We start from the raw sequence: 23,871 nt of genomic DNA, 5'->3' as shown, positions 1-23,871 counted from the left end.
TATGAGTCAGCAAGCAATAGTTGAAATCCATTCACAACTACAAAAATATTTTGATGCTTTGTATTTTTGTGATGTGAGCAAGTTGAATGATGTGTTTCACCCTGACGCGATTTATATCAATGCCACAGATGAACCTATTTTAAAGTTGGACATGCAAACCTATTTTGCAATGGTATCGCAGCGCATTTCACCTGCATCTAAACATGAAGCAAGGCAGGATAAAATTATGTCAGTTCATTTACTCAATGATCAGCTGGCAGTCGCACATGTAGAGTGTGCGATTTCACCTAAATATTTTTATGATGCACTAACCTTCGTTTTTGATCATGGTGAATGGAAAATTATGGCGAAAGTTTTTCAATATCAATTACAGACTGACTAACGAACACCAAATTGTTGAGTCCAGTAAGCCTTTTGTTTTGCAGATCGATCGGATGTGCAAGCAAGTGCATAATCCGTGAATTTAGGGTGCATCAGATTTGCACAATGCACTGGACTCGCAAGCCACGTTGCCATGACTTCATTTAAGTTTTTCTGACCGCGAGCTACATTTTCACCACCGCCACGACCTTTGAAGTGGTAAAGTTTTAATCTCGCCTTCAAGTCTAAGCCCGCAGTGCTGATATGACCGAGAAAATTGTATTTTGCCATGTCTTCTGACTGAGCAAATGCACTGTTGTATAAATGACTATTCCAAACTAGAGGCGCTACAGCTGGATAGAGTTTTTGGCCGCATTGACGTGGATATTGTCGTATTTCGTTAATCGCATTTAAAATTGATTGTTGATAAGCTGGGTTTCGTAAATCTTGGCAAGTAATTTCTTTCGCAGATTTTGAGATTTGATCCACACTAGGAGAGACTGGTATTGAGCTATCTGGTGCATTTGCACTACATGCGGAGATAAAAAAAGGAAAAATAAGAAGAAGTTTGAGCTTGTCCATGGCGATGTCTTAAATGTAATTTTTTTAGTTTTTTTATCATACGTGAAGAGTAAAGCGCTGATCAATTTACTTCAGTAAAAAAGCGAGTTTAAAACTCGCCCTTAGCATTAAAACACTAATTTATCCAGCTTGTAATGCTTTTAAATCTTCTAATACCTGTTCAGCATGACCAGCAGCTTTAACCTTTCTATAAGATTTCACCAATTGCTTATTGTGGTAAATAAATGTTGATCGCTCGATTCCCATCACTTGTTTGCCGTACATATTTTTTTCTTTAATTACGTCAAAATGTTTGCACAGCACTTCTTCTTTATCACTGATGAGATCAATGGTTAGTGATTGCTTTTCAGTGAAGTTTTGGTGGGCTTTTACTGAGTCACGAGATACACCAATAATTTGACAACCTAAATCGTCAAATTGATCCTTCAAACATGAAAAACCTACTGCTTGGGTTGTACATCCAGGTGTTGAATCTTTGGGATAAAAGTATAACACCAGCCATTCATTTGCTATCTCGGCTAGATTAATTTCGCCTTGTGTTGTTGGGAAGACGTGATTTGGTAATTGAATATTCTCAGACATTGTGCATCCTTTTAATAAATTAAATTTGATCTAATTCAAGTGGTAGAAAAGCATATTCTTCATGATAAACAATATTGCACTGACGTATAGGTATAGCTTTGTTAAAAATTGGTCCATCAATAACCGTGGTATGAAATTCACCGCCTTCACCACATGGATCGATGTCACGGCTTTCAAGTTCTTGGATATATTCTAAGGTTAGGATTTTGCCAAGGTCTTCGACTTTCATACCGAGCTTTAAATTTACAGTGACGATGACACTTCGGAAACCTAAATTGATGAACTCTTCCACGACTTCACGATGTGGGCGTAACCAAAGGGGCATTGCCAATTTAAGACCAACTTGCTGGGTCACGCTATCGTGCCAACAACCGTGTTGGGGCATATCCAGATCACCTGTCACTAAAACTTCAGCACCTTTTTGCTTTGCTTGATTCATTAAATCTATGAACTTATCTTCGTAATCAGCCCAACTCGAAGATGCCATAAAAACAGGTAAACCAATTGCATCTGCTTGTGCTTGAATAATATCAAGAGGCATGGCATGTGAACGTGATCGTTGTCCTTGCTCTTCCAGCATGACAATCAAACCAATTACTGTGCCTGATTGTAGCGCATGATATAACGCGAGAGAGCTATCTTTACCGCCACTGAATGACACGATAGATCGCCTATGATTGGCGTTAGTTTTCCATTGATCTTGCATGCGAATTCAACTGAATTAAGATCAATAGAGTCTAACAGAAAAGAAAAAAAGCCTGCAAAATGCAGGCTTTCTTTAGAACAACAAAGGCTTATTTTTTCTGCGCTTGTTGAGCTGCTTTCATTGCTTCTTCAGTTAGCTTTTCTAGCTTAGAAACGAGTGGTGCGCCTAAGCAAGCTTGTAAGTCTTTATTTTGCTTTTGTACAAAAGCTAAAGAACTAGGGCTTTTCTTAGCATTGATCGCGCTTTGGATTTCCCATTTTTGCGCTTCGGTCACTTTACCTTGAGCATCAATTTGGCAACCACAGAATTTGCTTACTTCTGCAGAAGTGAGTTTACCGCCTTTCGCAGTTTGATCTTTACATACGTTGATCAATGCTGCTTTAACATTGGTACTTTTATACGCAGTTTGTAAAGGATTATCAGCTGCGTGAGCCCCTGTTGCCAGTAATGCAGCAGCTGACATCATTGTAGAAAGAATAAGATTTGATTTGAAAAACTTCATATATTGTACCTAATTATTACCCTATATCGTCTATTCAGTATAACGTGTAGGATCCGCAATACCTGCTTCGATAAAACCTTGTTGACGTAAACGGCAACTGTCGCATTTGCCACATGCACGTCCTTGAGCATCTGCTTGGTAGCAGGATACCGTTTGACTATAGTCTACGCCATGTTCGATCCCTAAGCGTATAATATTCGCTTTGGATAAATGTAACAGAGGTGTTTCAATTTTAAGTGGTTTTCCTTCAACACCTGCTTTTGTTGCAAGACGAGCAAGATTTGCAAAAGCATCAATAAATTCAGGGCGGCAATCTGGATATCCTGAATAATCAACAGCATTTACCCCAATCACAATCGCTTCAGCATCAAAAACCTCTGCTGCTGCTAGTGCATAAGAGAGGAAAATTGTGTTACGAGCTGGAACATAAGTTACAGGAATGCCTTCTTGTAGTTGCTCTGGAACATCAATGTTATGATCTGTAAGTGCTGAGCCACCTAAGTTACCCAAATCAATATTAATCACGCGATGTTCAACACCTGCACGTTTCGCAAGTGCTTTAGCTGCATCAAGTTCTGTTGTTGAACGTTGACCGTACATAAAACTTAAAGCTATACACTCATAGTTTGCTTGTGCCCAAGCAAGACAAGTTGTCGAGTCTAAGCCACCAGACAATAATACGATGGCACGAGAACGCATATTATTTTCCATGATTCAACCTAAAATAAATTTAAAAAAAGCTGATCTATTTTGAGAACGAACTTTTAAAGTTTTCTAACGACCAGATTCATCGTTCCACAACAGTTTATGTAACTGTAGTTGGAACCGAACGGGGAGATGGTCTTCTAAAATCCATTGTGCCAAATCACATGCTAAAGCAGGTAAGGCAACGGCACCTTTTTCAACAGCAAAGGCTGGTGAGAACCACACTGTACTCACTTTTTCCTGCAATTGAAATTGTTCAAGTTGCTGTTTAGACCATTCATAATCTTCTCGATTGCAAATGACGAATTTGATTTGATCGTGCTGCGTGAGGTGATCAATATTACTCAATAAATTACGATGATCTTCTTTTGAAGTTGGTGTTTTCAAATCAAGCACTTTAGAAACGCGTGAATCAACTTTTGATACATCTAAAGCACCACTGGTTTCGAGAGAAACTTGAAAACCTAAATCGCAAAGGCGTTGCAACAAAATCAAGCAATTCGGTTGTGCCAAAGGTTCTCCACCTGTGACACAGATATAAGGTGTTTTATATTGGCTTGCTGTTTCGATGATATGTTCAAGTGAAAAACGCTCACCACCTTCAAAGGAGTAAGTCGTATCACAGTAACTACAACGGAGTGGGCAACCTGTTAAGCGGATAAATACAGTCGGTAAACCAAAGGTATTCGCTTCGCCTTGCAAAGAATAAAAAATCTCAGTAATACGCAGCCCAGCCGCAGGATCAGAGACAGGAATTGCAGAAGAACGTAAGGAAGCCATAAAGAGTTACCACAAACAGTTATAACAAAAGCAGCATGCTATATAAAAACAAAATCTCTACGACCATGTCTGATCGTAGAGACGAGGAGCGACTGAAGCTCCAAGGAACGGTTAAGTTCCTTAAATAAATGACAGATTAGTCTGCACGTAATAAGTCGTTCAAGCTCGTTTTAGCACGAGTTTTAGCATCAACTTTTTTCACGATGATTGCAGCATATAAGCTGTATGTGCCACATTTAGAAGGAAGGTTACCTGCAACAACAACAGAACCAGCAGGTACACGACCGTAGTGAATTTCACCTGTTTCACGATCAAAGATCTTAGTTGATTGACCGATGAAAACGCCCATTGAAATCACAGAGCCTTCTTCAACGATTACACCCTCAACGATTTCAGAACGTGCGCCGATGAAGCAGTTGTCTTCAATAATTGTTGGGTTTGCTTGTAATGGTTCTAAAACACCACCAATACCAACGCCACCAGACAAGTGAACATTTTTACCAATTTGTGCACATGAACCTACAGTTGCCCATGTATCAACCATTGTTCCTTCATCAACATACGCACCGATGTTGACATATGATGGCATTAATACAACATTTTTCGCTTGGAAACTTCCACGACGAGCAACAGCAGGCGGTACAACACGTACACCAGCTGCTTTAAATTGTTCTTCAGTCCAACCTGCGTGTTTTGTATCAACTTTGTCATAGAAACGAAGATCACAAGACTCGATTGGTTTATTGTCATTAAGTTTGAATGATAATAAAACTGCTTTTTTTAACCATTGGTGAACAACCCATTCACCATCGATTTTCTCAGCTACACGCAGTGTACCGTTGTCTAAGCCAGTCAAAGCTTCTTCAACAGCTTGACGAATTTCAGTAGGGCAGTCCGCTGCGCTATAGTTGGCGCGGTCTTCAAATGCTTGCTCAATGATTGTAGAAAGCTGAGACATGATCTTCCATCTTCCAAAAAAATTTTGAAGATTTTACACTAAATTAGATCAATTAGCTTTGAAAAAAGTAGTTACAATAAACTGTTTTAAATTTATGCAACAAAATTGTAATAAAAACGGATTTTATTGTTTTTTATTCATTATTTTACAATTCACAATTATTCTGAATTTGTATCAAAAAATAACAAAAAGTAATCATTTTCTGTATAAAAAGTTAGCGACCATTCTTTTATGCTAATTCCACAAGCAACAATTATACATTTTTAAATAAGAGCATTTTTTGAGGAGACTCCAATGAAAGCTTTGCGTGTTATGTTAGCAGCAGGTGCATTAACAGCGATTGCAGGTACTGCATTTGCAGCAGATGAACAAGTTGTGAAGGAATCAGTTTATGCTTTCCCTTCATATTTAGATCCAGTTTCTGTACGTGCTGAAGTAGGTACGACAGGTTATGGTGGTGCGATCTCATATCGTGTGAATCCTTATGTGGCACTAAGCTTAGGTTATAACGGCGGAGATATCTCTTGGTCTGATAGCTTGAAAATTGATGGCACTAAGTATGATATGGATATGGATAATAAAAACGCATATTTAAATGCAGAAATTTATCCATGGGGTGCGAATGAAAATGCGTTTGCTCGTGCATTATATGTAGCAGCTGGTGTTGGTTATTTAGATAATAGCTATGATTTGAAAAAATCAGTATCTAACTCGAACGATACGATTAAAATCGATGGTTCTAACTACTATGCACCTGGCGGCAGTGGTTCTGTAAAAGGTCATTTAAACTATGACAACCAGCTTGCTCCATACTTAGGTTTTGGTCTTAACACTCCAGTCTATAAAAACATAGGTGTGTTTGGTGAAGTCGGTGCTTACTATACTGGCAACCCAACTGTTGATCTGAAATCAGAAGGTCTGGTAAAAGTTGGTGGTGTTGAGTCAGGTCAATCAGCGGCTGATCGCGAAGCAGACAAAATTGCTAACAAGAGCAAATATGAGTGGATGCCAGTGGCTAAAGTTGGTGTGAACTTCAAGTTCTAAACAACTAAATAAAAAAAACGAGCTTTAAGCTCGTTTTTTTATGATCTAAAGAAAACAAAAGGCTTTTTATGTGCCTTTTGTTTTTATTTATTCTTCAGGGTAGGCTACTTTTTTAAGTGCTTTAATGTCTGTTTTTGGTGAACACAGTGAAATGAACTCATAGCCGTAACCACGAAGTAAATGTCCTTTACGAACTGCGATCCACGTTGTGTTTGTACCAAAAATTTCTGTTTTGATCTGTTGCAAACGATAATCTCGCTCAGCATCATAAGCAACATCATTGACAATACCGACACCCATATTGAGCTCAACATAGGTTTTAATAACATCGGCATCTAAAGCAGACATGACGATGTCAGCGTGCAGATGTGCATCTTCAAATGCTTTGTCGATTTTTGAACGACCTGTGAAGCCACCATGATAAGTAATGAGTGGGTATTCAGCTAAAATGTCGAGACTAATTTTATCTAGTTTTGCTAAAGGATGATCTTTCGGGGTGATGATACTGTGGTGCCATTCATAATAAGGTACGCTCGCCAAATTTTCCTCAGTAGTTAATGACTCCGTCGCAATACCAATATCTGCTTCACCCTGTAACAACATTTCAGCAATTTCAACGGGGCTAGCTTGTTGTAGAACCAAATGCACTTTGGGAAATAGTTTTTTAAATTGGTTCACAATAGGAGGCAAAACATAACGTGCTTGGGTATGTGTCGTTGCAATTGTAAGTGTGCCTTCATCGACTTTATTAAAATCATCGGCAAGACGTTTGATGTTATCAGCATCAACCAACATACGTTCAACGATACTCAAGAGAGATTGACCTGGCTCAGTGAGTCCAAGTAAACGTTTGCCCTTACGCACAAAAAGTTGCACGCCTAATTCATCTTCTAAATCTTTAATATGTTTACTGACACCTGATTGGGAGGTATAAAGTGCCGCTGAAGCTTCAGTTAAATTAAAGTTTTGACGAACAGTTTCTCGAATAATTCTGAGTTGTTGAAAGTTCATAATCATTTTCCACATAAAAGGTGAGGAACGGCTAAAGTTCAGCAAGAACATTTTAACCATCCTCAAGGTATTATTCTAAGCAACTTGCGTCGTTTGGTCTGCAAATAAATGAAGTTGAGTTGCACTTATCCAAACAGTTTGATTCGGTTTGAATTGATGTAAATTTGCTTCTTCTACACTTAATAAAATTTCAATCGTACGTCCACTACGATCTTGTAATTCAGCAATAACTTTCCCAGCTATCCATACTTCACGTAGGAAAGTAGCCTTAATGGTGTTGTTCTGAGGTTGGGTATGAATATGTAATTCATTTGGCCTTGCAAATGCAATCACTTTTCCTTGTGGTGCTTCAACTATATTTGGAAGCTGAATGCGATTTTCATCGATATGGATAATACCGTTCGAGTGTTCACCTTCAAAGCGATTTGCTTGACCTAAGAAATCAAAAACAAATGGCGTTGCTGGTTTTTCATAAACTTCTCGTGGTGAGCCAATTTGTTCGACATCACCTTTATTCATGACAATGATTTGATCTGCAACTTCTAAAGCTTCTTCTTGATCGTGCGTTACAAAGATCGAGGTGATATGTAGCTCATCATGTAAAGTACGTAACCAACGGCGTAATTCTTTACGAACTTTTGCATCCAGTGCGCCAAATGGCTCATCTAGTAATAAAACACGCGGTTCAACAGCGAGTGCACGTGCTAAAGCGATGCGTTGGCGTTGACCACCTGAAAGTTGGGCTGGATAACGGTCTGCTAAAAAGCCAAGTTGAACGAGATCAAGTAAGCGAGTCACACGTTTTTTAATTTCAGCTTCTGATGGACGTGTTGCACGTGGGCGAACACGTAAACCAAAGGCAATATTGTCAAAAACACTCATGTGACGGAACAATGCATAATGCTGGAATACAAAGCCTACTTGTCGTTCACGGACATGAATGTCTGTGGCATCTTCACCTTCAAGTAAAACCTGACCACCATCTGCAGATTCTAAGCCTGCAATGATGCGTAATAACGTTGTTTTTCCACAGCCTGAAGGGCCAAGTAAGGCGACCAATTCACCTTCAGGAAAGTCTAAAGAGATATTTTTCAGCGCATGGAATGCACCAAAGTGTTTTTCAATATTTTTTACTTGAATACTCATGTGTTCATTCCTTAGTGGCTAGGTTGATCTTGGTTGGGCTGATGTTTATTTGCTTGGTCTTGGCGGACTTCAAGCCATGTTTTCAAAATCAAAGTGATGATCGCTAAAAATGCCAATAACGAAGACACAGCAAATGCAGCACTAAATGTATATTCGTTATAGAGAATCTCAACATGTAACGGTAAGGTATTGGTTTGGCCACGGATATGGCCTGAAACCACGGAGACTGCACCAAACTCACCCATTGCACGGGCATTACACAGAATCACACCGTAGATCAAACCCCATTTAATATTGGGTAGAGTGACTCTCCAAAAGGTTTGCCAACCTGATGCACCGAGTACAATCGCTGCTTCTTCTTCCTCAGTACCTTGAGCTTCCATTAATGGAATGAGTTCACGAGCTACAAATGGAACAGTAATAAAAATAGTGGCAATTACAATCGCAGGTACGGCATACAAGATTTTGATGTCATGATCCATTAACCAGTTGCCCATCCAACCTTGTGTACCAAAGATTAGGACTAACATTAAACCTGCAATGACAGGTGATACCGAGAAAGGCATATCAATGATGGTGGTTAAGATGGCTTTACCGCGGAACTGAAATTTTGCAACGGCCCATGCTGCTGCAACACCAAATACCACATTTATTGGTACGGCAATCGCAGCTGTAAGTAGTGTCAATTTCACTGCCGATAACGTATCTGAATCGGTTAAAGCATTCATATAAACAGTTAGACCTTGTTTAAATGCTTCAACAAAAACCAAAATCAACGGTAAGATTAAGCAGCTTAAGAAAAAGATGAGTGCAACACCAATCAAGGTATAACGGACCCAAGTTGGTTCTCGGGTTGCATCTCTGGCTTGTAATTTCAATGCTAAAGCATTGCTATTGGTGTTTAAGCTCATTGTGCAACTCTCCCTGTGCGACGGCTTGCCCACGCTTGTACTAAGTTAATTAAAAATAGAATGGCAAATGACAGAATGAGCATGACTACTGCAATGGTCGTTGCGCCTGCATAATCATATTCCTCTAAGCGAGAGATGATCATCAGGGGGGCAATTTCAGTTTTATAGGGTTGATTACCTGCAATAAAAATCACGGAACCATATTCACCAACGCCTCGGGCAAAAGCCAAAGCAAATCCAGTGAGCAAGGCAGGGAATAGAATCGGCAAAATGATTTTGGTAATCGTCTGCCAACGATTTGCACCTAAGGCAGAAGCAGCTTCCTCCAGTTCGGTTTCAATATCACTGAGTACTGGTTGAACAGTACGGACCACAAAGGGTAGACCAATGAAGATTAAAGCAAGGGTAATACCAATAGGGGTATAAGCCACTTCAATCCCAAGAGGGGAAAGATATTGTCCAATCCAGCCTGTTGGGGCATATAAAGAGGTTAATGCAATACCTGCAACAGCAGTTGGTAATGCAAAAGGTAAATCAACTAATGCATCAACAATCCGTTTACCTGGAAAGCTATAACGTACTAAACACCAAGCCAGTAACAAGCCAAAAATAACGTTAACTAGTGCAGCAATTAATGCAGCACTAAAGCTCAGCTGTAAGGATTTCAAAATTCGTTCAGAGGTTAAGATTTCCCATAAACCATCCCATCCAATTCCTAAAGATTTGATAAAGACAGCAGATAATGGAATAAGAACAATCAAAGACACATAAGCGAGGGTGAAGCCTAATGAGAGACCAAACCCAGGCAGCACTCGGGAACGCTGCGACATGATATTTCCTCAAAGAGAAATGTTTGCTAAAACAAGCAAATAAATAATGCAAATACTAAAAATACGGAGGCGATATTAGGCAAATTTCAAATTAAAATTTGCCTGACTCATTCGGACGATAGGTTGTATGTTTTTTTCAGGCAGCAAGTATTTCAGGATCTCGGGGAATGGGCCAAAGCCAGAAGCGACATTAATATGACCAACAGCACCTAGATTGATGGGTGTTAGTTTCCATGCCTGAGCCAGTTGTAGCGCATCGACATAGCCTAACCACGGATCATTTTCGCTAATCAATAATGTGGCTGGTACGTCAATTTTAAGTTGATGAAAATACTGCTTGTAGTCAGTCAAACTATGACGAGCGAAACCTGATTCACCAAAACGTGCAGGATTTGCAGGCGCAACCAAGACTAAATTTTTCACTTTAGTTCGGAGTTCTGGGTGTTCCTCAAGTGCAGCAACACTAGTTAAACAGCCAAAACTATGTGCCACGATTTGAACAGGTGCGGGAGCTGCAACAATAGTTTTAACAAATTGAGTAATCCATTCACTTAACACAGGGCGATCCCAGTGAGTTTGTTCAACGCGAGAACTAGACACGAGCTTACGTTGTAACCAAGACTGCCAATGTTGTGCTTCACTACCGCCAACACCGGGAACAATTACAGTATGAATCATGTCTAATCTCCTTAGAATCCCTGAAAATCTCTCTTGTGAACTACACGCTAAAAGACGAGCTGCGTTTGTCGCTATGCAAGAGAGGGATTTTATTTTCCTGTGCTGTTGAGTTTTACGATCTGGTCAAACACACCACCATTATCAAAGTGAGTTTTTTGTACTGTATTCCAGCCGCCAAACTCTTGATCAATCGTCACCAATTTCAGTGGCTTAAAGGTTGTACTGTATTTTTTTAAAATTGCGGCATTACGTGGGCGGTAGAAATTACGAGCCGCGATTTCTTGTCCAGCTGGTGAATACAGATAATTTAAGTAGCCACGAGCGATTTGAGAATTGCCTTTCTTTGCCGCATTTTTTTCTACAATTGCAACTGGTGGCTCTGCAAGGATTGAAAGAGATGGCGTAATAATCTCGAATTTACCCGGTTGCTCTCGTACTGCGAGATAAGCTTCATTTTCCCAAGCCAATAAGACGTCGCCAATACCGCGTTCAGCGAATGTAGTGGTTGCACCGCGAGCGCCAGAATCAAGCACTTTGGTTTGTTTATAAATTTGGCGAACAAATTCTTGCGCTTTTGCATCGTTGCCACCTTTCTGGTGTTTTGCCCATGCCCAAGCCGCCAAATAGTTCCAACGAGCACCACCAGAGGTTTTTGGGTTTGGTGTAATAATTTCTACACCGGGTTTAATGAGATCACCCCAATCCTTGATTTGTTTAGGATTGTCTTTACGAACGAGGAATACAATTGTTGAGGTATAAGGTGTCGAATTATTTGGTAATTTCTTTTGCCAATCGCTTGGTAATAATTTTGCCTTTTCTGCAATTTCATTAATATCAGCGGCAAGCGCTAAGGTCACAACATCTGCATTTAGACCATCTATTACAGCTCGTGCCTGCTTTCCTGAACCACCATGTGACTGCTTGAAATCAATATCTTGCCCAGTACGTTGTTTCCAAAAAGTACCAAATTGTTTATTAAAATCCGTATATAGCTCACGTGTAGGATCATAAGAAACGTTCAAGAATTCTTGAGCAGCAAAAGATGAAACTGATAATAGTGTGGCAATAATACCAACTTTGATTTGAGATAAACGCATGAAAACCCCTAAAAATTCAATGTTTGTTTGGAATATGAATGCAGCATAACGCCAGTTTTTTTGCAAAAAAAATAATTAAAATCGAATTTGATATGAAAAATAGAGAAATATATAAATGAGATAAGCTATGCTGAATTATTGATAAAAAAGAAATTTTTATTTATAAATTTTAAGTTGTTATAATTTTTTAAAATCAATAGGTTGTTCTGCTATTTAGTGCGACTATATGCAAAATTTTGAAAGGTGTTTGGATCATGCAATGCTATAAAAATGGACAACTGATTGAGTCTATTCCTTTGCTTGATCGCGCTTTTCATTACGGTGATGGTTGTTTTACAACGGCTCGTCTTTTCCAAAATAATTTTGAGTTAAAAGAGCTGCATTTTGCTCGCTTAGCTTTGGCCTGTAAAAGTTTAAGTTTAGATGCAGATTTATCTTTGATTGAATCTTCACTTGAACAACTGCAACAACAGAATTCTCAACTAAATGGCACTTTAAAAGTGGTTGTTAGTCGTGGTGAAGGTGATCGTGGTTATAGTCTGCCTTTACATGCAGCGGATATTTATGTGTGGTATTACCCAAGAGTCATGCAAGCTTTTCAACCAGAATGGATTGAAAGTGGTTTACTTACACATGCTTTAGGTTTAAATATGCCTCATCTTGTTGGACTGAAAACATTAAATCGCTTAGAACAAGTGTTATTAAAGCAAGAGGCTGATCAACAAGGCTGGTTAGAGGCTTTGGTGAGTGATGTTCAGGGAAATATTGTTGAAGGGGTGAGCAGTAATTGTTTCATTCGTATAAATGATCAATGGATTACACCAGAACTTCGTTATAATGGCGTCCACGGTGTTATGCGAGCAAAAATCCTTTCTCTGATGCAACAATATCTGGTGAAATGTGAACAGCGTTGTGTCGAAATGCATGAGCTTGGGCAGATTCAGAGTTTATTTTTCTGTAATGCTTTGCATCCTATGAAAGCCGTAATTCGATTTGATCATCGAGTTTTAGCTCAACAGCCTTACCTTGATTTATTTCATACTTTAAAACTTAACCAGATTGATTAATATGCCAAAGTCACCAAACACGAGCAAAAGCAAGAAAAAGCCAAAAGCTAAACCGAAATCTACTTTCAAAGCCTTTTGGATTGCTGTTTTCCTTTTAGCTTTGGTTATATTTGGTATTTTATGGGCAAATCTTTTTAAAAATTACCCTGTTGATGGCAAAAAGCAACTTTTAGTGATCTCATCTGGGGATACTTATTCCCGATTTATTGATCGCCTAGCCAAAGAAGGTAAAGTCAGCTTGCCTATTGTATTAAAGCTTTATCAAAAGTTTTTAATCCATGACACTATGAAAGCTGGTGTATATGAAGTCACTCAGGGAATGAGTATTCGCCAAGTTTTATCGATGTTGTCTGATGCTGAAAATGCACAGATGAATCGAATTTTGGTGATAGAAGGGACAACATTTAAGCAGCTTGTTCAAAATCTTAAAAAAGATTCGAATGTAACCAAAACAATTTTGGATTTACCCCAAGATCAATTGTTAAAAGCACTCGATATTCCTTATTCACATCCAGAAGGTCTATTTGCGCCAGATACTTATTTCTTCGCCAAAGGTGAAACAGATAAGAAAATTCTAACGGATTTATATCATCGCCAAATGAAATCATTAGATGAGGCTTGGGCAAATAAAGCTTCAAATCTGCCATATAAAGATAAGTATGAAGCATTGATCATGGCTTCTATTATTGAGAAAGAAACGAGTTTGGATAGTGAGCTTCAGCAAGTTTCTGGTGTTTTTGTACGCCGCTTAAAAATAGGTATGCGCTTGCAAACTGATCCAACGGTAATTTATGGCATGGGTGAAAATTATAAAGGCAATATCACACGTAATGACTTGCGTACGCCTACATCTTATAACACCTATACTATTAACGGTTTACCACCAACACCAATTGCATTGCCAAGTAAAAAAGCCATTGAAGCGGCTATGCACCCTGATGATGCCAAAAATATCTATTTTGTCGCCACCGGCAATGGTGGTCATAAATTTACAGCGTCTTTAGAAGACCATAATCGTGCAGTTCAAGAATATTTAACTGTGCTACGTTCAAAGAAAAAGCAAGGTGAATGATGTTTATTAGTTTTGAAGGGACGGAAGGTGTAGGGAAAACAACACTGATTCGTAAAATTCATCAGTACTTTGAACAACAAGGTAAAGAAGTGGTGTTGACTCGTGAACCGGGTGGAACACCACTTGCCGAGCAGATTCGTTCACTATTATTGGCGGTGAATCATGAAGAGCAAATGAGTCATGATACCGAGCTGTTATTGATTTATGCAGCACGTGCACAGCATTTACAGCAAGTGATTTTACCCGCATTAGAAGCAGGTAAAATTGTGCTGAGTGATCGTTTTACCGATGCCAGCTTTGCTTATCAGTGTTCAGGGCGTGGTTTAAGTCAGGAAAAGTTGCAACTGTTAAATCAAACTTTTGTGGCGAAAATGCCGAATATTACCTTTTGGTTAGATGCCCCGATTGAGTTGGGGATGACCCGTGCACGAGAGCGTGGTGCATTGGATCGTTTTGAACAAGAGAAATTGAGTTTCTTTGCTAAGGTGCGTGCGGGTTATGAGACTTTATGGCAAGCAGAGCCTGAACGAATCAAGCGTTTGGATGCAACACAGAATGCGGATGTTGTGTTTGAAGAAGCTTTGCAATATTTGAAATAGGCCTTAAGCAATATCAAGTTAGAAAACAGCCTGATTTTTAGTATTTGAATTCAAGTTGTTATTTACTATCCAGATTGGCGGCATGGATGCCGCCCGTTGGACAGGGGTAACAAGGATGTACCCTCTGTCCAACAAGGGATTTTGATTACTTTGATCCTTCAAAGTAATGTATTGCCTATACAAACAAGATCTAATTATTCTGATTGTATGAGGCAGTACCAATTAAAAAAATAGGTAAATAAATGAGTATTATTCATTCACCAACGGCTGTTCCACTTTAAAGTTTGGTGGAGTTAAAACTGTCTTACGAATCTCATTTGAGAGTTCTGGATAATCCAATGTGTAATGCAAACCACGAGATTCCTTCCGTTCCATCGCACAACGTACAATCATTTCCGAAACCAAAACCAAATTACGCAATTCGATCAAGTTCTTACTGACACGGTAATCTTGATAATATTCAGTAATTTCGCGTTTTAGCATTTCAATACGATGTAAGGCACGTTGCAAACGCTTAGTAGTCCGGACAATACCGACATAGTTCCACATAGTCGAACGCAGCTCATCCCAGTTTTGCAGAATTACAACATCTTCATCCGCATCCGTGACTTGAGACTCATCCCAAGACGGTACAGTAGGAAATTTAAAGTCCGAATCAAATTTTTGTTGGATATCTTTAGCTGCACTCATGCCATAGACAAAACATTCCAATAAAGAGTTACTTGCCATGCGGTTGGCGCCGTGTAAACCAGTATACGAGGTCTCGCCAATCGCATATAAGCCATCTAAATCAGTTTGACTATTCTCGTCGACGACGACACCGCCACAGGTATAATGTGCAGCTGGAACGACAGGGATCATATCTTTGGTGATATCGATACCAAGTTCAATAAGTCGTGCATATAAAGTAGGGAAGTGCTCGGTAATAAATTCTGGTGATTTATGGGTGATGTCTAACCACACATGACGAATCCCGAGACGCTTGATTTCGTGGTCAATAGTACGAGCCACAATATCACGAGGTGCAAGTTCAGCACGTTCGTCAAAACGCAACATGAAACGTTCACCGTCTGGTAAACGTAGATAAGCGCCTTCACCACGCATTGCTTCTGTAATTAAGAAAGAGCGCGCTTTCGGATGATATAAACAAGTTGGATGGAATTGATTGAATTCCATATTGGCAACACGGCAACCTGCTCGATAAGCCATTGCAATACCATCGCCTGTAGCAATGTCAGGATTAGATGTATAAAGATATGCTTTCATTGCGCCGCCACAAGCAAGTGCTGTAAATGGAGCTAAGAAAGTATGGACTTGTTCATTTTTCTCATCTAAAGCATATAAGCCAATCGCTCTATTCTTTTCACCTAAATGACCAAGTTTGTGTTTTGTGATGAGATCAATCGCAATATAGTTTTCAAAAATTGTAATATTTTTTCTTTCTTTTGCACGCTCAACTAAAGTTGTTGAAATGGCTTTGCCGGTTGCATCGGCTGAGTGAATAATCCGACGCTGCGAGTGACCACCTTCACGCGTTAAGTGGAGTTGCTCATCATCATCTAATGTAAATTGAACACCCTGTTCTAATAAAAAATCAACTGAGGGTTTACCACCTTCGACCGTATGCTTTACTGCATCTAGTTCACATAAATGTGCACCTGCAATCATCGTGTCATTAATATGTTGTTGAATTGAGTCAGTCTCATCTAATACTGCAGCAACACCACCTTGAGCATAATAGGTACTCGCTTCTGTGAGCGCAGCCTTTGCTAAAATCGCGATGTTGTAATGACTTGGTAAAGAGAGTGCTAGGCTTAAACCTGCACCGCCACTGCCCACAATAATCATGTCAAAATGATGAATTGTTTCTAAATCAGGCATGTCGATCTGCTTCAATTTCAAACGTTCGCTAATGACAACGCTTTTTGAACAAAAAGGCAAGAGCTAATCTGCTTAGAATTGAGCGATTTTTTGGCGAATGAGTCAATAATTTGCTTGTTTTGTTGTATTGCTACATATCAATAATCATGCGATTACGTTTAGGAACATTTTTTTAATGTGAGTTTAAGTTGGTCATTATAAAACCTGTTTTGAACAGTGGTTATATTAATTTTCCTCCACAATTTATTCACATTTTAGGTTTTTATTTCTTTGTATACATTGAAAATATAAACATTTTTTAACGAAACGTATGAAATGGTTATGATACAACATAACCTTAAATTTTTATTCGATCATCAGTATGTAGGTTCTTGCTTCATGAAAAGTCGATATTTACAACAAGGAATGTTTGCAGCGGTATTTACAGTAGCAGCAGCTCAAGTCGATGCCGCAGCTCCAGTAGATTTTTCAAATCTCGTTGAGCAGGTTAGTCCAGCTGTAGTGAGTGTGAATGTTGTGAAGAAAATGACTCAGGAAGAGTTATTGCAACAACAGGTTCCTGAAATCTTACGTCGTTTCTTTGGTAATCAAGTGATTATCCCTCAACAGCAGGGGCCACAAGAAAAAACAGCTTATGGAAGTGCATTTTTCATTAGTAAAGATGGTTACTTAGTTACAAATCATCATGTTATTGAAAATGCATCACGAATCAGTATCACATTGAATGACCGTCGTGAACTAGATGCGACATTGGTTGGTAGTGATGAACGTACTGATGTTGCTGTACTAAAAGTAAATGGTACGAATTTTCCTGAATTAAAAGTTGGTAATGTCGACCAGTTAAAAGTCGGTGAGCCTGTTTTGGCGATTGGTTCTCCATTTGGTTTCGATTACTCAGCATCAGCAGGGATTGTGAGTGCTAAATCCCGTAACATGAGTGGTGAAACATCAGTGCCATTTATTCAAACAGATGCTGCTTTAAACCCTGGTAATTCTGGTGGACCACTTTTCAACCAAAAGGGTGAAGTGGTTGGTGTGAACTCTCGTATTTTTAGTGGTACGGGCGGATATATGGGCTTGTCGTTCTCGATTCCAATTGATGTTGCAATGGATGTTGTTCAGCAGCTTAAAACCAATGGCAAAGTGACACGTTCTTATCTAGGCGTGATGTTGCAGGATATTGATCGAAATTTAGCGGAAGCCTATAAATTACCAAAACCAGAAGGTTCTCTGGTTAATCAAGTTTCGCCGAAATCACCTGCTGAAAAAGCTGGGCTTAAATCAGGTGATGTGATTTTAAAAATCAATGGTACTTCGATTTCTCGTACAGGTGATTTACTCAATGTGTTGAACCGTACTGCACCAGATCAAACAATTCAGTTAGAGATTTTACGTGATGATAAAACACGTACAATTTCAGCGACATTGGGTACGGCACCTGATGATACACCAGCAGCAGAAGATAAAAATAATCCAACCAGTGGGTTGGGCATGAGTATCCGTACATTGACAGAAGCTGAATTAGCAAGTTTAAATGTTCGTGGTGGAATTTTGGTTCAAGATGTTAAACGTGGTGGATTAGCATCTCTATCTAATATCGTTGCTGGCGATGTTATTGTTCAGGTAAATGGAACGGCAATTACGAACAGTCAAATGTTTGCAAAAACGGTTGCCGCTTTACCTAAAAATAGTGTTGCGCGAATAACGATTATTCGCCAAGGCCAACGTGCAATTTTAGGATTGCGTTTACCGAAGTAATCAAATAAATAAGAAAACCACTCTATTGGATAGGGTGGTTTTTTTATTTTGTAATACTGAGTTGTTTAGACTAAGGTACGGCACTGAACTTTTGTTGTTGAAGTACGAAAAATTATGAGCACAATTCTTGATTTAAAAATACAGGTTCAACCACAACATATTGATGTATTGGGTCATGTCAACAATGTGATGTACATCCAATGGATGCAGGATGTTGCAGCCGCACATATAGAAACGTTGGGTTTAGGTTTAACCCAATATTTAGAGTTAAAACATGCGATGGTGGCGGTTGAGCATCATGTTCAATATCGTAAAGCTGCGCTTGAGGGCGAAGAAATCATTTTACGAACTTGGTTGGATGACATTAATGCGCTCTATTCATTCCGGCAGTACGCATTTTATCGACCAAAAGATCAAAGTGTTTTATTCGTAGGAAATACTAAATGGGCATGTATTGAAATTGCAACTGGCCGACCAAAGCGTATGTCGCCGAGTTTTACTCAGGCTTATCAGCCAATTTCAAATGAATTAGATCCAATGGATTTTTCAATTTCCTATGCGGAAAAATGAAAGTGTTAAGTCGTTATTGCATTGAGTTTTGGTATAAAAGCGCAGAATTATTTTGAATACTTTAAAATGTCATTCTGCTATAATCCCCAACAATTTTGTTAAACCATTTTGGCTCATTGCTTTTTATAAGTATAGGGCGCTCTATTTTCTCAAGGTAACCCATGGCGCAAGCTAAAAAATCCGTAGATATCAAAAATATACGAAATTTCTCGATCATTGCTCATATTGACCATGGTAAGTCGACTTTGGCTGACCGTTTTATTCAAATGTGCGGTGGCCTTCAAGATCGTGAAATGCAAGCTCAGGTATTAGACTCTATGGAGCTTGAGCGTGAACGTGGGATTACGATTAAGGCGGCATCAGTTACGCTTTATTATACGCATCCAAATGGTCAGCAATATCAATTAAACTTTATTGATACGCCTGGACACGTTGATTTCTCTTACGAGGTTTCGCGTTCTTTAGCTGCGTGTGAAGGGGCTTTGCTTGTTGTTGATGCTGCACAAGGCGTTGAGGCTCAATCTGTGGCGAACTGTTATACCGCAATTGAGCAGGGCTTAGAAGTACTACCAATTCTCAATAAAATTGATTTACCGCAGGCTGAACCTGAGCGCGTAATTCATGAAATTGAAGAAATTATTGGGATTGAAGCAACTGACGCTCCAACATGTTCAGCAAAAACAGGTTTGGGGGTTGAAGGTGTTTTAGAGCGTCTAGTCGATGTTATTCCTGCACCTGAGGGTGATCGTGATGCACCTTTACAAGCTTTGATTATCGACTCATGGTTTGATAACTATCTAGGCGTTGTCTCGCTTGTTCGTATTAAACAAGGTCGTATTCGTAAGGGTGATAAAATGCTTGTTAAGTCAACAGGGCAAGCGCATCCTGTTACTTCGGTTGGTGTGTTTAACCCTAAGCATACTGAAACGGATATCCTTGAAGCAGGTGAGGTTGGTTTCGTTATTGCTGGGATTAAAGATATTTTTGGTGCGCCAGTCGGCGATACGATTACATTGGTATCTACACCAGAAGTTCAAACTTTACCTGGCTTTAAAAAGGTAAAACCACAGGTATATGCAGGATTATTTCCGATTGATTCAAGTGATTTTGAACCATTCCGTGAAGCACTACAAAAACTACAGATTAACGATTCAGCTTTGTTTTTTGAACCTGAAAGTTCTGATGCGTTAGGCTTTGGTTTTCGTTGCGGTTTCTTAGGTATGCTGCATATGGAAATCGTACAAGAGCGCTTAGAGCGTGAGTATGATCTCGATTTGATTAGCTCAGCGCCAACAGTAATTTATGAAGCTGTAACTAAAAAGGGTGAAACGATTTATATCGATAGTCCTTCAAAAATGCCTGATGCTTCAACGGTTGAAGATTTACGTGAACCAATTGCTGAGTGCCATATTCTCGTTCCACAAGAATATCTTGGTAATGTCATGACTTTATGTATTGAACGTCGTGGTGTTCAAAAAGATATGAAATTCTTAGGTAATCAGGTTTCAGTTACCTTTGAGATTCCGATGGCTGAAGTGGTGATGGATTTCTTTGATAAATTGAAATCTTGCTCGCGTGGTTTTGCTTCGTTGGATTACAACTTTGTACGTTTTGAGAGTTCATCTTTAGTTAAGGTGGATGTGTTAATTAATAGCGAGAAGGTGGATGCGTTGGCAATGATTTGCCATCGTCAGGATGCGCGTCATCGTGGGATCGCATTGGTTGAGAAAATGAAGGATCTCATTCCTCGTCAAATGTTTGATGTTGCAATTCAAGCTGCTATTGGTGCGCAAATTATTGCACGTTCTACTGTAAAGGCGATGCGTAAAAACGTATTGGCTAAATGTTATGGTGGTGACGTTTCGCGTAAGAAGAAACTTCTTTCTAAACAAAAAGAAGGTAAGAAACGCATGAAACAAGTGGGAAGTGTTGAAATTCCACAAGAAGCGTTCTTAGCTGTATTGAAAGTAGATCGATAAAAAATAAGGCTAGAGAGCCTTATCATTCTCTAGCCGTAAGACGAGCAGCAAGGCTGCGAGTGAGGATTTGTGGATTTTGATTTTAATTTGATTCTAGTGCCCGCTACGCTGATTTTTTTCTTGGTGTGGTTGCTTGATAAGTTTGTGTTTAAACAGCGAGCGAATAAAGGGCGTGATCAGGAAAATTTTGTTATTACTTGGGCATATGATTTTTGGCCAGTCTTAGCTGTCGTCTTAATTCTTCGATCTTTCTTGTATGAGCCTTTTAACATTCCCTCGGACTCTATGGTACCGACCTTGGAGACAGGGGATTTTATTTTAGTTAATAAGTTTGACTATGGTGTGCGTTTACCTATTGTCAATACTAAAGTGCTGAATGTTGGTGAACCTAAACGTGGTGAAGTTATTGTATTCCGTTATCCGCCTCAACCAACAATTAGCTATATCAAGCGAGTAGTTGGTCTACCAGGTGATCATATTCAGTTTAAGGCAGGGCAGTTGATTATTAATGGCAAGCAAATTGCAAAAGTTGCGACTGAGTTTGCGCGTGAGAAGGATCAGCTAGAAACACCTACGGTTTATTATTTTAAAGAAACTTTAGGGGAACACCAGCATTTGATTCGTTATTTAGATGGACGAAATCCTTTGGCTGAACAATTCCAGTTTGCACAATTAAAAGGTGCTGAATCTTTAGTTCCTTTTGTTGCGAAAAAAAATGATGTGTTTATTCAAAGTAATGGTCAAGATTGGGAAGTGACAGTTCCTCAAGGACAATACTTTGCAATGGGTGATAATCGAGATCAAAGTGCGGACAGTCGTTTTTGGGGTTTCGTACCTGAAACGAATTTAACGGGTCGTGCTTTTTATGTATGGATGCATAAAGAACCTGGATTTAATATTCCAAGTTTTAACCGAAATGGTAAGATTGACTAATAAAAACATAAAGGAAATATCAAATGCGTAAATCTCAACAAGGGGCTTCGTATATTGCAATTTTATTTGGGGTGGTTTTATTTGCAATTGCAGTAAAAGCTGCGGTAGCAATTTGGCCAGCATATTGGGATGACAAAATTATTGATACACAAATTGAGGGTTTACTTAAGGATAGTCCTGAAAATATTTCGCCGACAAAATTTGCAAATCAAATAGATCAACGTTTCGATATGAATGGTGTACGTGATATCCATTTTAAGGATATTGCTCAGGTCACTTACAAAGATGATCTTATCGTAAAGAAGAAGTATGAAGTGCGTAAGCCTTTTATGCTGAATATTAGTTTAGTTATGACTTTTGAGAAGACTTTTGACCAAAAATCTGCAAAGCAAGCTGAATGATTCAAGATTACAAGGGCGAATAGGGTACCAGTTTAAGCAGATTGACTTGCTAAAACTTGCCTTAACCCATCGTTCTGTGAGTCATAAGCATAATTATGAGCGCCTAGAATTTCTAGGCGATTCATTATTAGGAATGATTGTCGCCAATTATTTATATTGTACTTACCCGCAAGAAAATGAAGGGCGTTTAACGCGTATGCGTGCGACGTTAGTTCGTCAAGAAGCGCTAGGGAAAATTGCAAATCATTTACAGCTTAGTCAGTCATTAATTCTAAGTACTGGCGAGTTAAAATCAGGTGGTCACCATCGAGAATCCATTCTTGCTGATACGGTGGAAGCAATTATTGGCGCTATTTATTTAGACTGTAATGATCTGAACTTGCTACAAAGCATTGTGCTAAAATGGTATGAACCTTATTTAGATCATATCGAACCAACTGATCAACTCAAAGATCCCAAATCACGGTTACAAGAGTATTTACAAGCACGTAAAAAACCTCTCCCAGTTTACGAGGTTGTAGATATTCAGGGTGATGCCCCAAATCAACATTTTAAAGTGGAATGTTTGATTGAGGGATTGCCAAAAATTCAAGGCGAGGGCTCAAGTCGTCGTTTTGCCGAACAAACGGCAGCGGCAGAAATTTTAAAATTATTGGAGCAATAACCTGATGTCTCATTCAAATGAAAATCCTTTACCTCAAAATCCATCTGAAGCTACTGAACAGCAAGATGGTAATGATTTAATTAATCAATTTTTTAGTTCGCAAGGAACGACTATTCCTTCTGATTTTAAAAGCGGTTTTGTTGCAATTGTTGGTCGACCTAATGTTGGAAAATCAACATTAATGAATCACCTCTTGGGCCAAAAGCTTTCTATTACATCCCGTAAGCCACAAACCACGCGTCATAAGATTGTGGGGATTGATTCGCGCGAAAAATCACAAGCAGTATTTGTAGATACGCCAGGTATGCATAAGAAAGAAGTACGTGTGATTAACAAGATGATGAATCGTGCGGCACATTCGGCGTTACGTGATGTGAATTTGGTTTTATTTGTTGTTGATGCACAAAAGTGGACTCAAAACGATGAGCTTGTTTTGGAAAAGCTGAAAAATGCAGATATGCCAGTGATTCTTGTAATTAATAAGTTAGATACTTTTGAAAACAAAAATGAAGCATTGCCACTGATTCAAGAACGAGCGAAGTTAATGAATTTTGCTGAAATTGTTCCCGTATCCGCTTTACGCGGCGCGAATTTAGAACATTTGCGTGACACGATTGAAAAGTATTTACCTTATCAGCCACCTTTGTATTCATTGGATCAAATTACAGATCGTTCTGAGCGTTTTCTTGCGAGTGAGATTATTCGTGAGAAAATCATGCGTCAGTTGGGTGAAGAGTTACCATATGATTTAACGGTACAAATTGAATCATTTAAAACAGAAGAAGCAACTGTAAATGAAAAAACAGGACGCTTAAAACCACCATGTACTTATATCGATGCAACGATCTTTGTTGAGCGTCAAGGACAAAAAGCCATTGTGATTGGTGATAAAGGTGCAAAGCTGAAAAGTATTGGTATGGATGCACGTACAGACATGGAAAAAATGTTTGAACAAAAAATCATGCTTACTCTTTGGGTAAAGGTTAAAGGTGGCTGGTCTGATGACGAACGCGCTTTAAAAAGCTTAGGTTATAGCGATATCTAAGAGGTTCTAC

General features: G+C 39.1%; 26 protein-coding genes. 12 read left to right on the top strand and 14 right to left on the bottom strand.

The features are described 5' to 3' along the window. The first annotated feature begins 1 nt into the window (after position 1). Positions 2 to 382 (top strand): nuclear transport factor 2 family protein, encoded by a 381-nt coding sequence (locus ACF8D3_RS14075; protein WP_392471984.1) that lies wholly within the window; start codon positions 2 to 4, stop codon positions 380 to 382. Here the strand turns inward: ACF8D3_RS14075 and ACF8D3_RS14070 are convergent. From ACF8D3_RS14070 to dapD, 7 genes are all read right to left on the bottom strand, one after another. Continuing rightward, positions 379 to 942 (bottom strand): CAP domain-containing protein, encoded by a 564-nt coding sequence (locus tag ACF8D3_RS14070; protein ID WP_392471983.1) that lies wholly within the window; start codon positions 940 to 942, stop codon positions 379 to 381. The two genes, ACF8D3_RS14075 and ACF8D3_RS14070, sit on opposite strands and share 4 nt — an antisense overlap. 120 nt (positions 943 to 1,062) lie before the next feature. Next, complete coding sequence (locus tag ACF8D3_RS14065; protein ID WP_392471981.1) at positions 1,063 to 1,524, bottom strand: peroxiredoxin; 462 nt, start codon at positions 1,522 to 1,524, stop codon at positions 1,063 to 1,065. A 19-nt stretch (positions 1,525 to 1,543) separates the two neighbouring features. Beyond that, entirely contained in the window at positions 1,544 to 2,230 is a 687-nt protein-coding gene (locus tag ACF8D3_RS14060) for a diphthine--ammonia ligase (RefSeq protein WP_392471979.1), read from the bottom strand. 88 nt (positions 2,231 to 2,318) lie between these two features. After that, positions 2,319 to 2,732, bottom strand: a complete 414-nt coding sequence (locus ACF8D3_RS14055; RefSeq protein WP_004878508.1) for a hypothetical protein — start codon at positions 2,730 to 2,732, stop codon at positions 2,319 to 2,321. 30 nt (positions 2,733 to 2,762) lie between these two features. Next, on the bottom strand, positions 2,763 to 3,431 hold the full coding sequence (gene queC / locus ACF8D3_RS14050) for a 7-cyano-7-deazaguanine synthase QueC (protein WP_023014288.1): 669 nt from the start codon (positions 3,429 to 3,431) through the stop codon (positions 2,763 to 2,765). Between the two features lie 75 nt (positions 3,432 to 3,506). Then, positions 3,507 to 4,217 (bottom strand): 7-carboxy-7-deazaguanine synthase QueE, encoded by a 711-nt coding sequence (gene queE / locus ACF8D3_RS14045; protein ID WP_061393423.1) that lies wholly within the window; start codon positions 4,215 to 4,217, stop codon positions 3,507 to 3,509. A 136-nt stretch (positions 4,218 to 4,353) separates the two neighbouring features. Continuing rightward, positions 4,354 to 5,175 (bottom strand): 2,3,4,5-tetrahydropyridine-2,6-dicarboxylate N-succinyltransferase, encoded by an 822-nt coding sequence (gene dapD / locus ACF8D3_RS14040; RefSeq protein WP_004878511.1) that lies wholly within the window; start codon positions 5,173 to 5,175, stop codon positions 4,354 to 4,356. Positions 5,176 to 5,469: 294 nt separating this feature from the next. Here dapD and carO point away from each other — a divergent pair, with 294 nt between their 5' ends. After that, a complete protein-coding gene (gene carO / locus ACF8D3_RS14035) occupies positions 5,470 to 6,219 on the top strand; it encodes an ornithine uptake porin CarO (RefSeq protein WP_004878512.1) in 750 nt (249 codons plus the stop codon). An 87-nt stretch (positions 6,220 to 6,306) separates the two neighbouring features. On the opposite strand, the gene ACF8D3_RS14030 is transcribed toward carO, so the two are convergent. The 6 genes from ACF8D3_RS14030 to ACF8D3_RS14005 all read right to left on the bottom strand — a co-directional run bounded on the left by ACF8D3_RS14030 (position 6,307) and on the right by ACF8D3_RS14005 (position 11,892). Then, positions 6,307 to 7,230 (bottom strand): CysB family HTH-type transcriptional regulator, encoded by a 924-nt coding sequence (locus ACF8D3_RS14030; protein WP_061396832.1) that lies wholly within the window; start codon positions 7,228 to 7,230, stop codon positions 6,307 to 6,309. 75 nt (positions 7,231 to 7,305) lie between these two features. After that, positions 7,306 to 8,376: a sulfate/molybdate ABC transporter ATP-binding protein gene (locus ACF8D3_RS14025; RefSeq protein WP_392471975.1), complete on the bottom strand. Its 1,071-nt coding sequence runs from the start codon at positions 8,374 to 8,376 to the stop codon at positions 7,306 to 7,308. Between the two features lie 11 nt (positions 8,377 to 8,387). Beyond that, the gene (cysW, locus tag ACF8D3_RS14020) at positions 8,388 to 9,287 is read right to left on the bottom strand and encodes a sulfate ABC transporter permease subunit CysW (protein ID WP_061523581.1); all 900 of its coding nucleotides are present in this window, start codon (positions 9,285 to 9,287) and stop codon (positions 8,388 to 8,390) included. Beyond that, positions 9,284 to 10,117 carry a sulfate ABC transporter permease subunit CysT gene (gene cysT, locus ACF8D3_RS14015; protein ID WP_392471974.1) on the bottom strand — a complete coding sequence of 278 codons (834 nt, stop codon included), beginning with the start codon at positions 10,115 to 10,117 and terminating at the stop codon, positions 9,284 to 9,286. The genes cysW and cysT overlap by 4 nt, the downstream gene beginning before the upstream one ends. A 75-nt stretch (positions 10,118 to 10,192) precedes the next feature. Continuing rightward, positions 10,193 to 10,795 (bottom strand): RBBP9/YdeN family alpha/beta hydrolase, encoded by a 603-nt coding sequence (locus tag ACF8D3_RS14010; RefSeq protein ID WP_392471972.1) that lies wholly within the window; start codon positions 10,793 to 10,795, stop codon positions 10,193 to 10,195. A gap of 89 nt (positions 10,796 to 10,884) precedes the next feature. After that, positions 10,885 to 11,892, bottom strand: a complete 1,008-nt coding sequence (locus ACF8D3_RS14005) for a sulfate ABC transporter substrate-binding protein (RefSeq protein ID WP_392471971.1) — start codon at positions 11,890 to 11,892, stop codon at positions 10,885 to 10,887. Between the two features lie 254 nt (positions 11,893 to 12,146). On the opposite strand from ACF8D3_RS14005, the gene pabC reads away from it, so the two are divergent. From pabC to tmk, 3 genes are read left to right on the top strand one after another with little or no spacing between them, the layout of a single operon-like run. Beyond that, positions 12,147 to 12,959: an aminodeoxychorismate lyase gene (gene pabC / locus ACF8D3_RS14000; RefSeq protein ID WP_392471969.1), complete on the top strand. Its 813-nt coding sequence runs from the start codon at positions 12,147 to 12,149 to the stop codon at positions 12,957 to 12,959. Position 12,960: 1 nt separating this feature from the next. Continuing rightward, positions 12,961 to 14,031, top strand: coding sequence for an endolytic transglycosylase MltG (gene mltG / locus ACF8D3_RS13995; RefSeq protein ID WP_392471967.1), 1,071 nt, complete (start codon positions 12,961 to 12,963; stop codon positions 14,029 to 14,031). After that, positions 14,031 to 14,630 (top strand): dTMP kinase, encoded by a 600-nt coding sequence (gene tmk / locus ACF8D3_RS13990; RefSeq protein ID WP_392471966.1) that lies wholly within the window; start codon positions 14,031 to 14,033, stop codon positions 14,628 to 14,630. Before mltG ends, tmk begins: the two co-directional genes overlap by 1 nt. A 249-nt stretch (positions 14,631 to 14,879) precedes the next feature. On the opposite strand, the gene nadB is transcribed toward tmk, so the two are convergent. Then, the gene (gene nadB / locus ACF8D3_RS13985) at positions 14,880 to 16,517 is read right to left on the bottom strand and encodes an L-aspartate oxidase (RefSeq protein WP_392472222.1); all 1,638 of its coding nucleotides are present in this window, start codon (positions 16,515 to 16,517) and stop codon (positions 14,880 to 14,882) included. A 372-nt stretch (positions 16,518 to 16,889) separates the two neighbouring features. Between nadB and ACF8D3_RS13980 the strand changes: the two genes are divergently transcribed. The 7 genes from ACF8D3_RS13980 (at position 16,890) to era (ending at position 23,861) form a co-directional block, all read left to right on the top strand. Continuing rightward, positions 16,890 to 18,269 (top strand): Do family serine endopeptidase, encoded by a 1,380-nt coding sequence (locus ACF8D3_RS13980; RefSeq protein ID WP_392471964.1) that lies wholly within the window; start codon positions 16,890 to 16,892, stop codon positions 18,267 to 18,269. Positions 18,270 to 18,383: 114 nt separating this feature from the next. Further along, positions 18,384 to 18,839, top strand: coding sequence for an acyl-CoA thioesterase (locus ACF8D3_RS13975; RefSeq protein ID WP_392471963.1), 456 nt, complete (start codon positions 18,384 to 18,386; stop codon positions 18,837 to 18,839). 161 nt (positions 18,840 to 19,000) lie between these two features. Further along, positions 19,001 to 20,818, top strand: coding sequence for a translation elongation factor 4 (gene lepA / locus ACF8D3_RS13970; protein WP_004878526.1), 1,818 nt, complete (start codon positions 19,001 to 19,003; stop codon positions 20,816 to 20,818). Positions 20,819 to 20,887: 69 nt separating this feature from the next. Next, positions 20,888 to 21,751 carry a signal peptidase I gene (gene lepB, locus ACF8D3_RS13965; RefSeq protein ID WP_392471961.1) on the top strand — a complete coding sequence of 288 codons (864 nt, stop codon included), beginning with the start codon at positions 20,888 to 20,890 and terminating at the stop codon, positions 21,749 to 21,751. A gap of 23 nt (positions 21,752 to 21,774) precedes the next feature. Beyond that, positions 21,775 to 22,152, top strand: a complete 378-nt coding sequence (locus tag ACF8D3_RS13960) for a DUF4845 domain-containing protein (RefSeq protein ID WP_392471959.1) — start codon at positions 21,775 to 21,777, stop codon at positions 22,150 to 22,152. Next, entirely contained in the window at positions 22,121 to 22,816 is a 696-nt protein-coding gene (gene rnc, locus ACF8D3_RS13955; protein ID WP_392471958.1) for a ribonuclease III, read from the top strand. Before ACF8D3_RS13960 ends, rnc begins: the two co-directional genes overlap by 32 nt. A gap of 4 nt (positions 22,817 to 22,820) precedes the next feature. Beyond that, positions 22,821 to 23,861, top strand: coding sequence for a GTPase Era (era, locus tag ACF8D3_RS13950; protein WP_392471956.1), 1,041 nt, complete (start codon positions 22,821 to 22,823; stop codon positions 23,859 to 23,861). Positions 23,862 to 23,871: the final 10 nt, after the last annotated feature.

The sequence above is a fragment of the Acinetobacter sp. YQ_14 genome, assembly GCF_043102985.1.
In the GTDB taxonomy this organism is placed as follows: Bacteria; Pseudomonadota; Gammaproteobacteria; order Pseudomonadales; family Moraxellaceae; genus Acinetobacter; species Acinetobacter venetianus.
The sequence above is the reverse complement of the archived record's forward strand: the minus strand, read 5'-3'. Positions and strand labels throughout refer to the sequence as shown.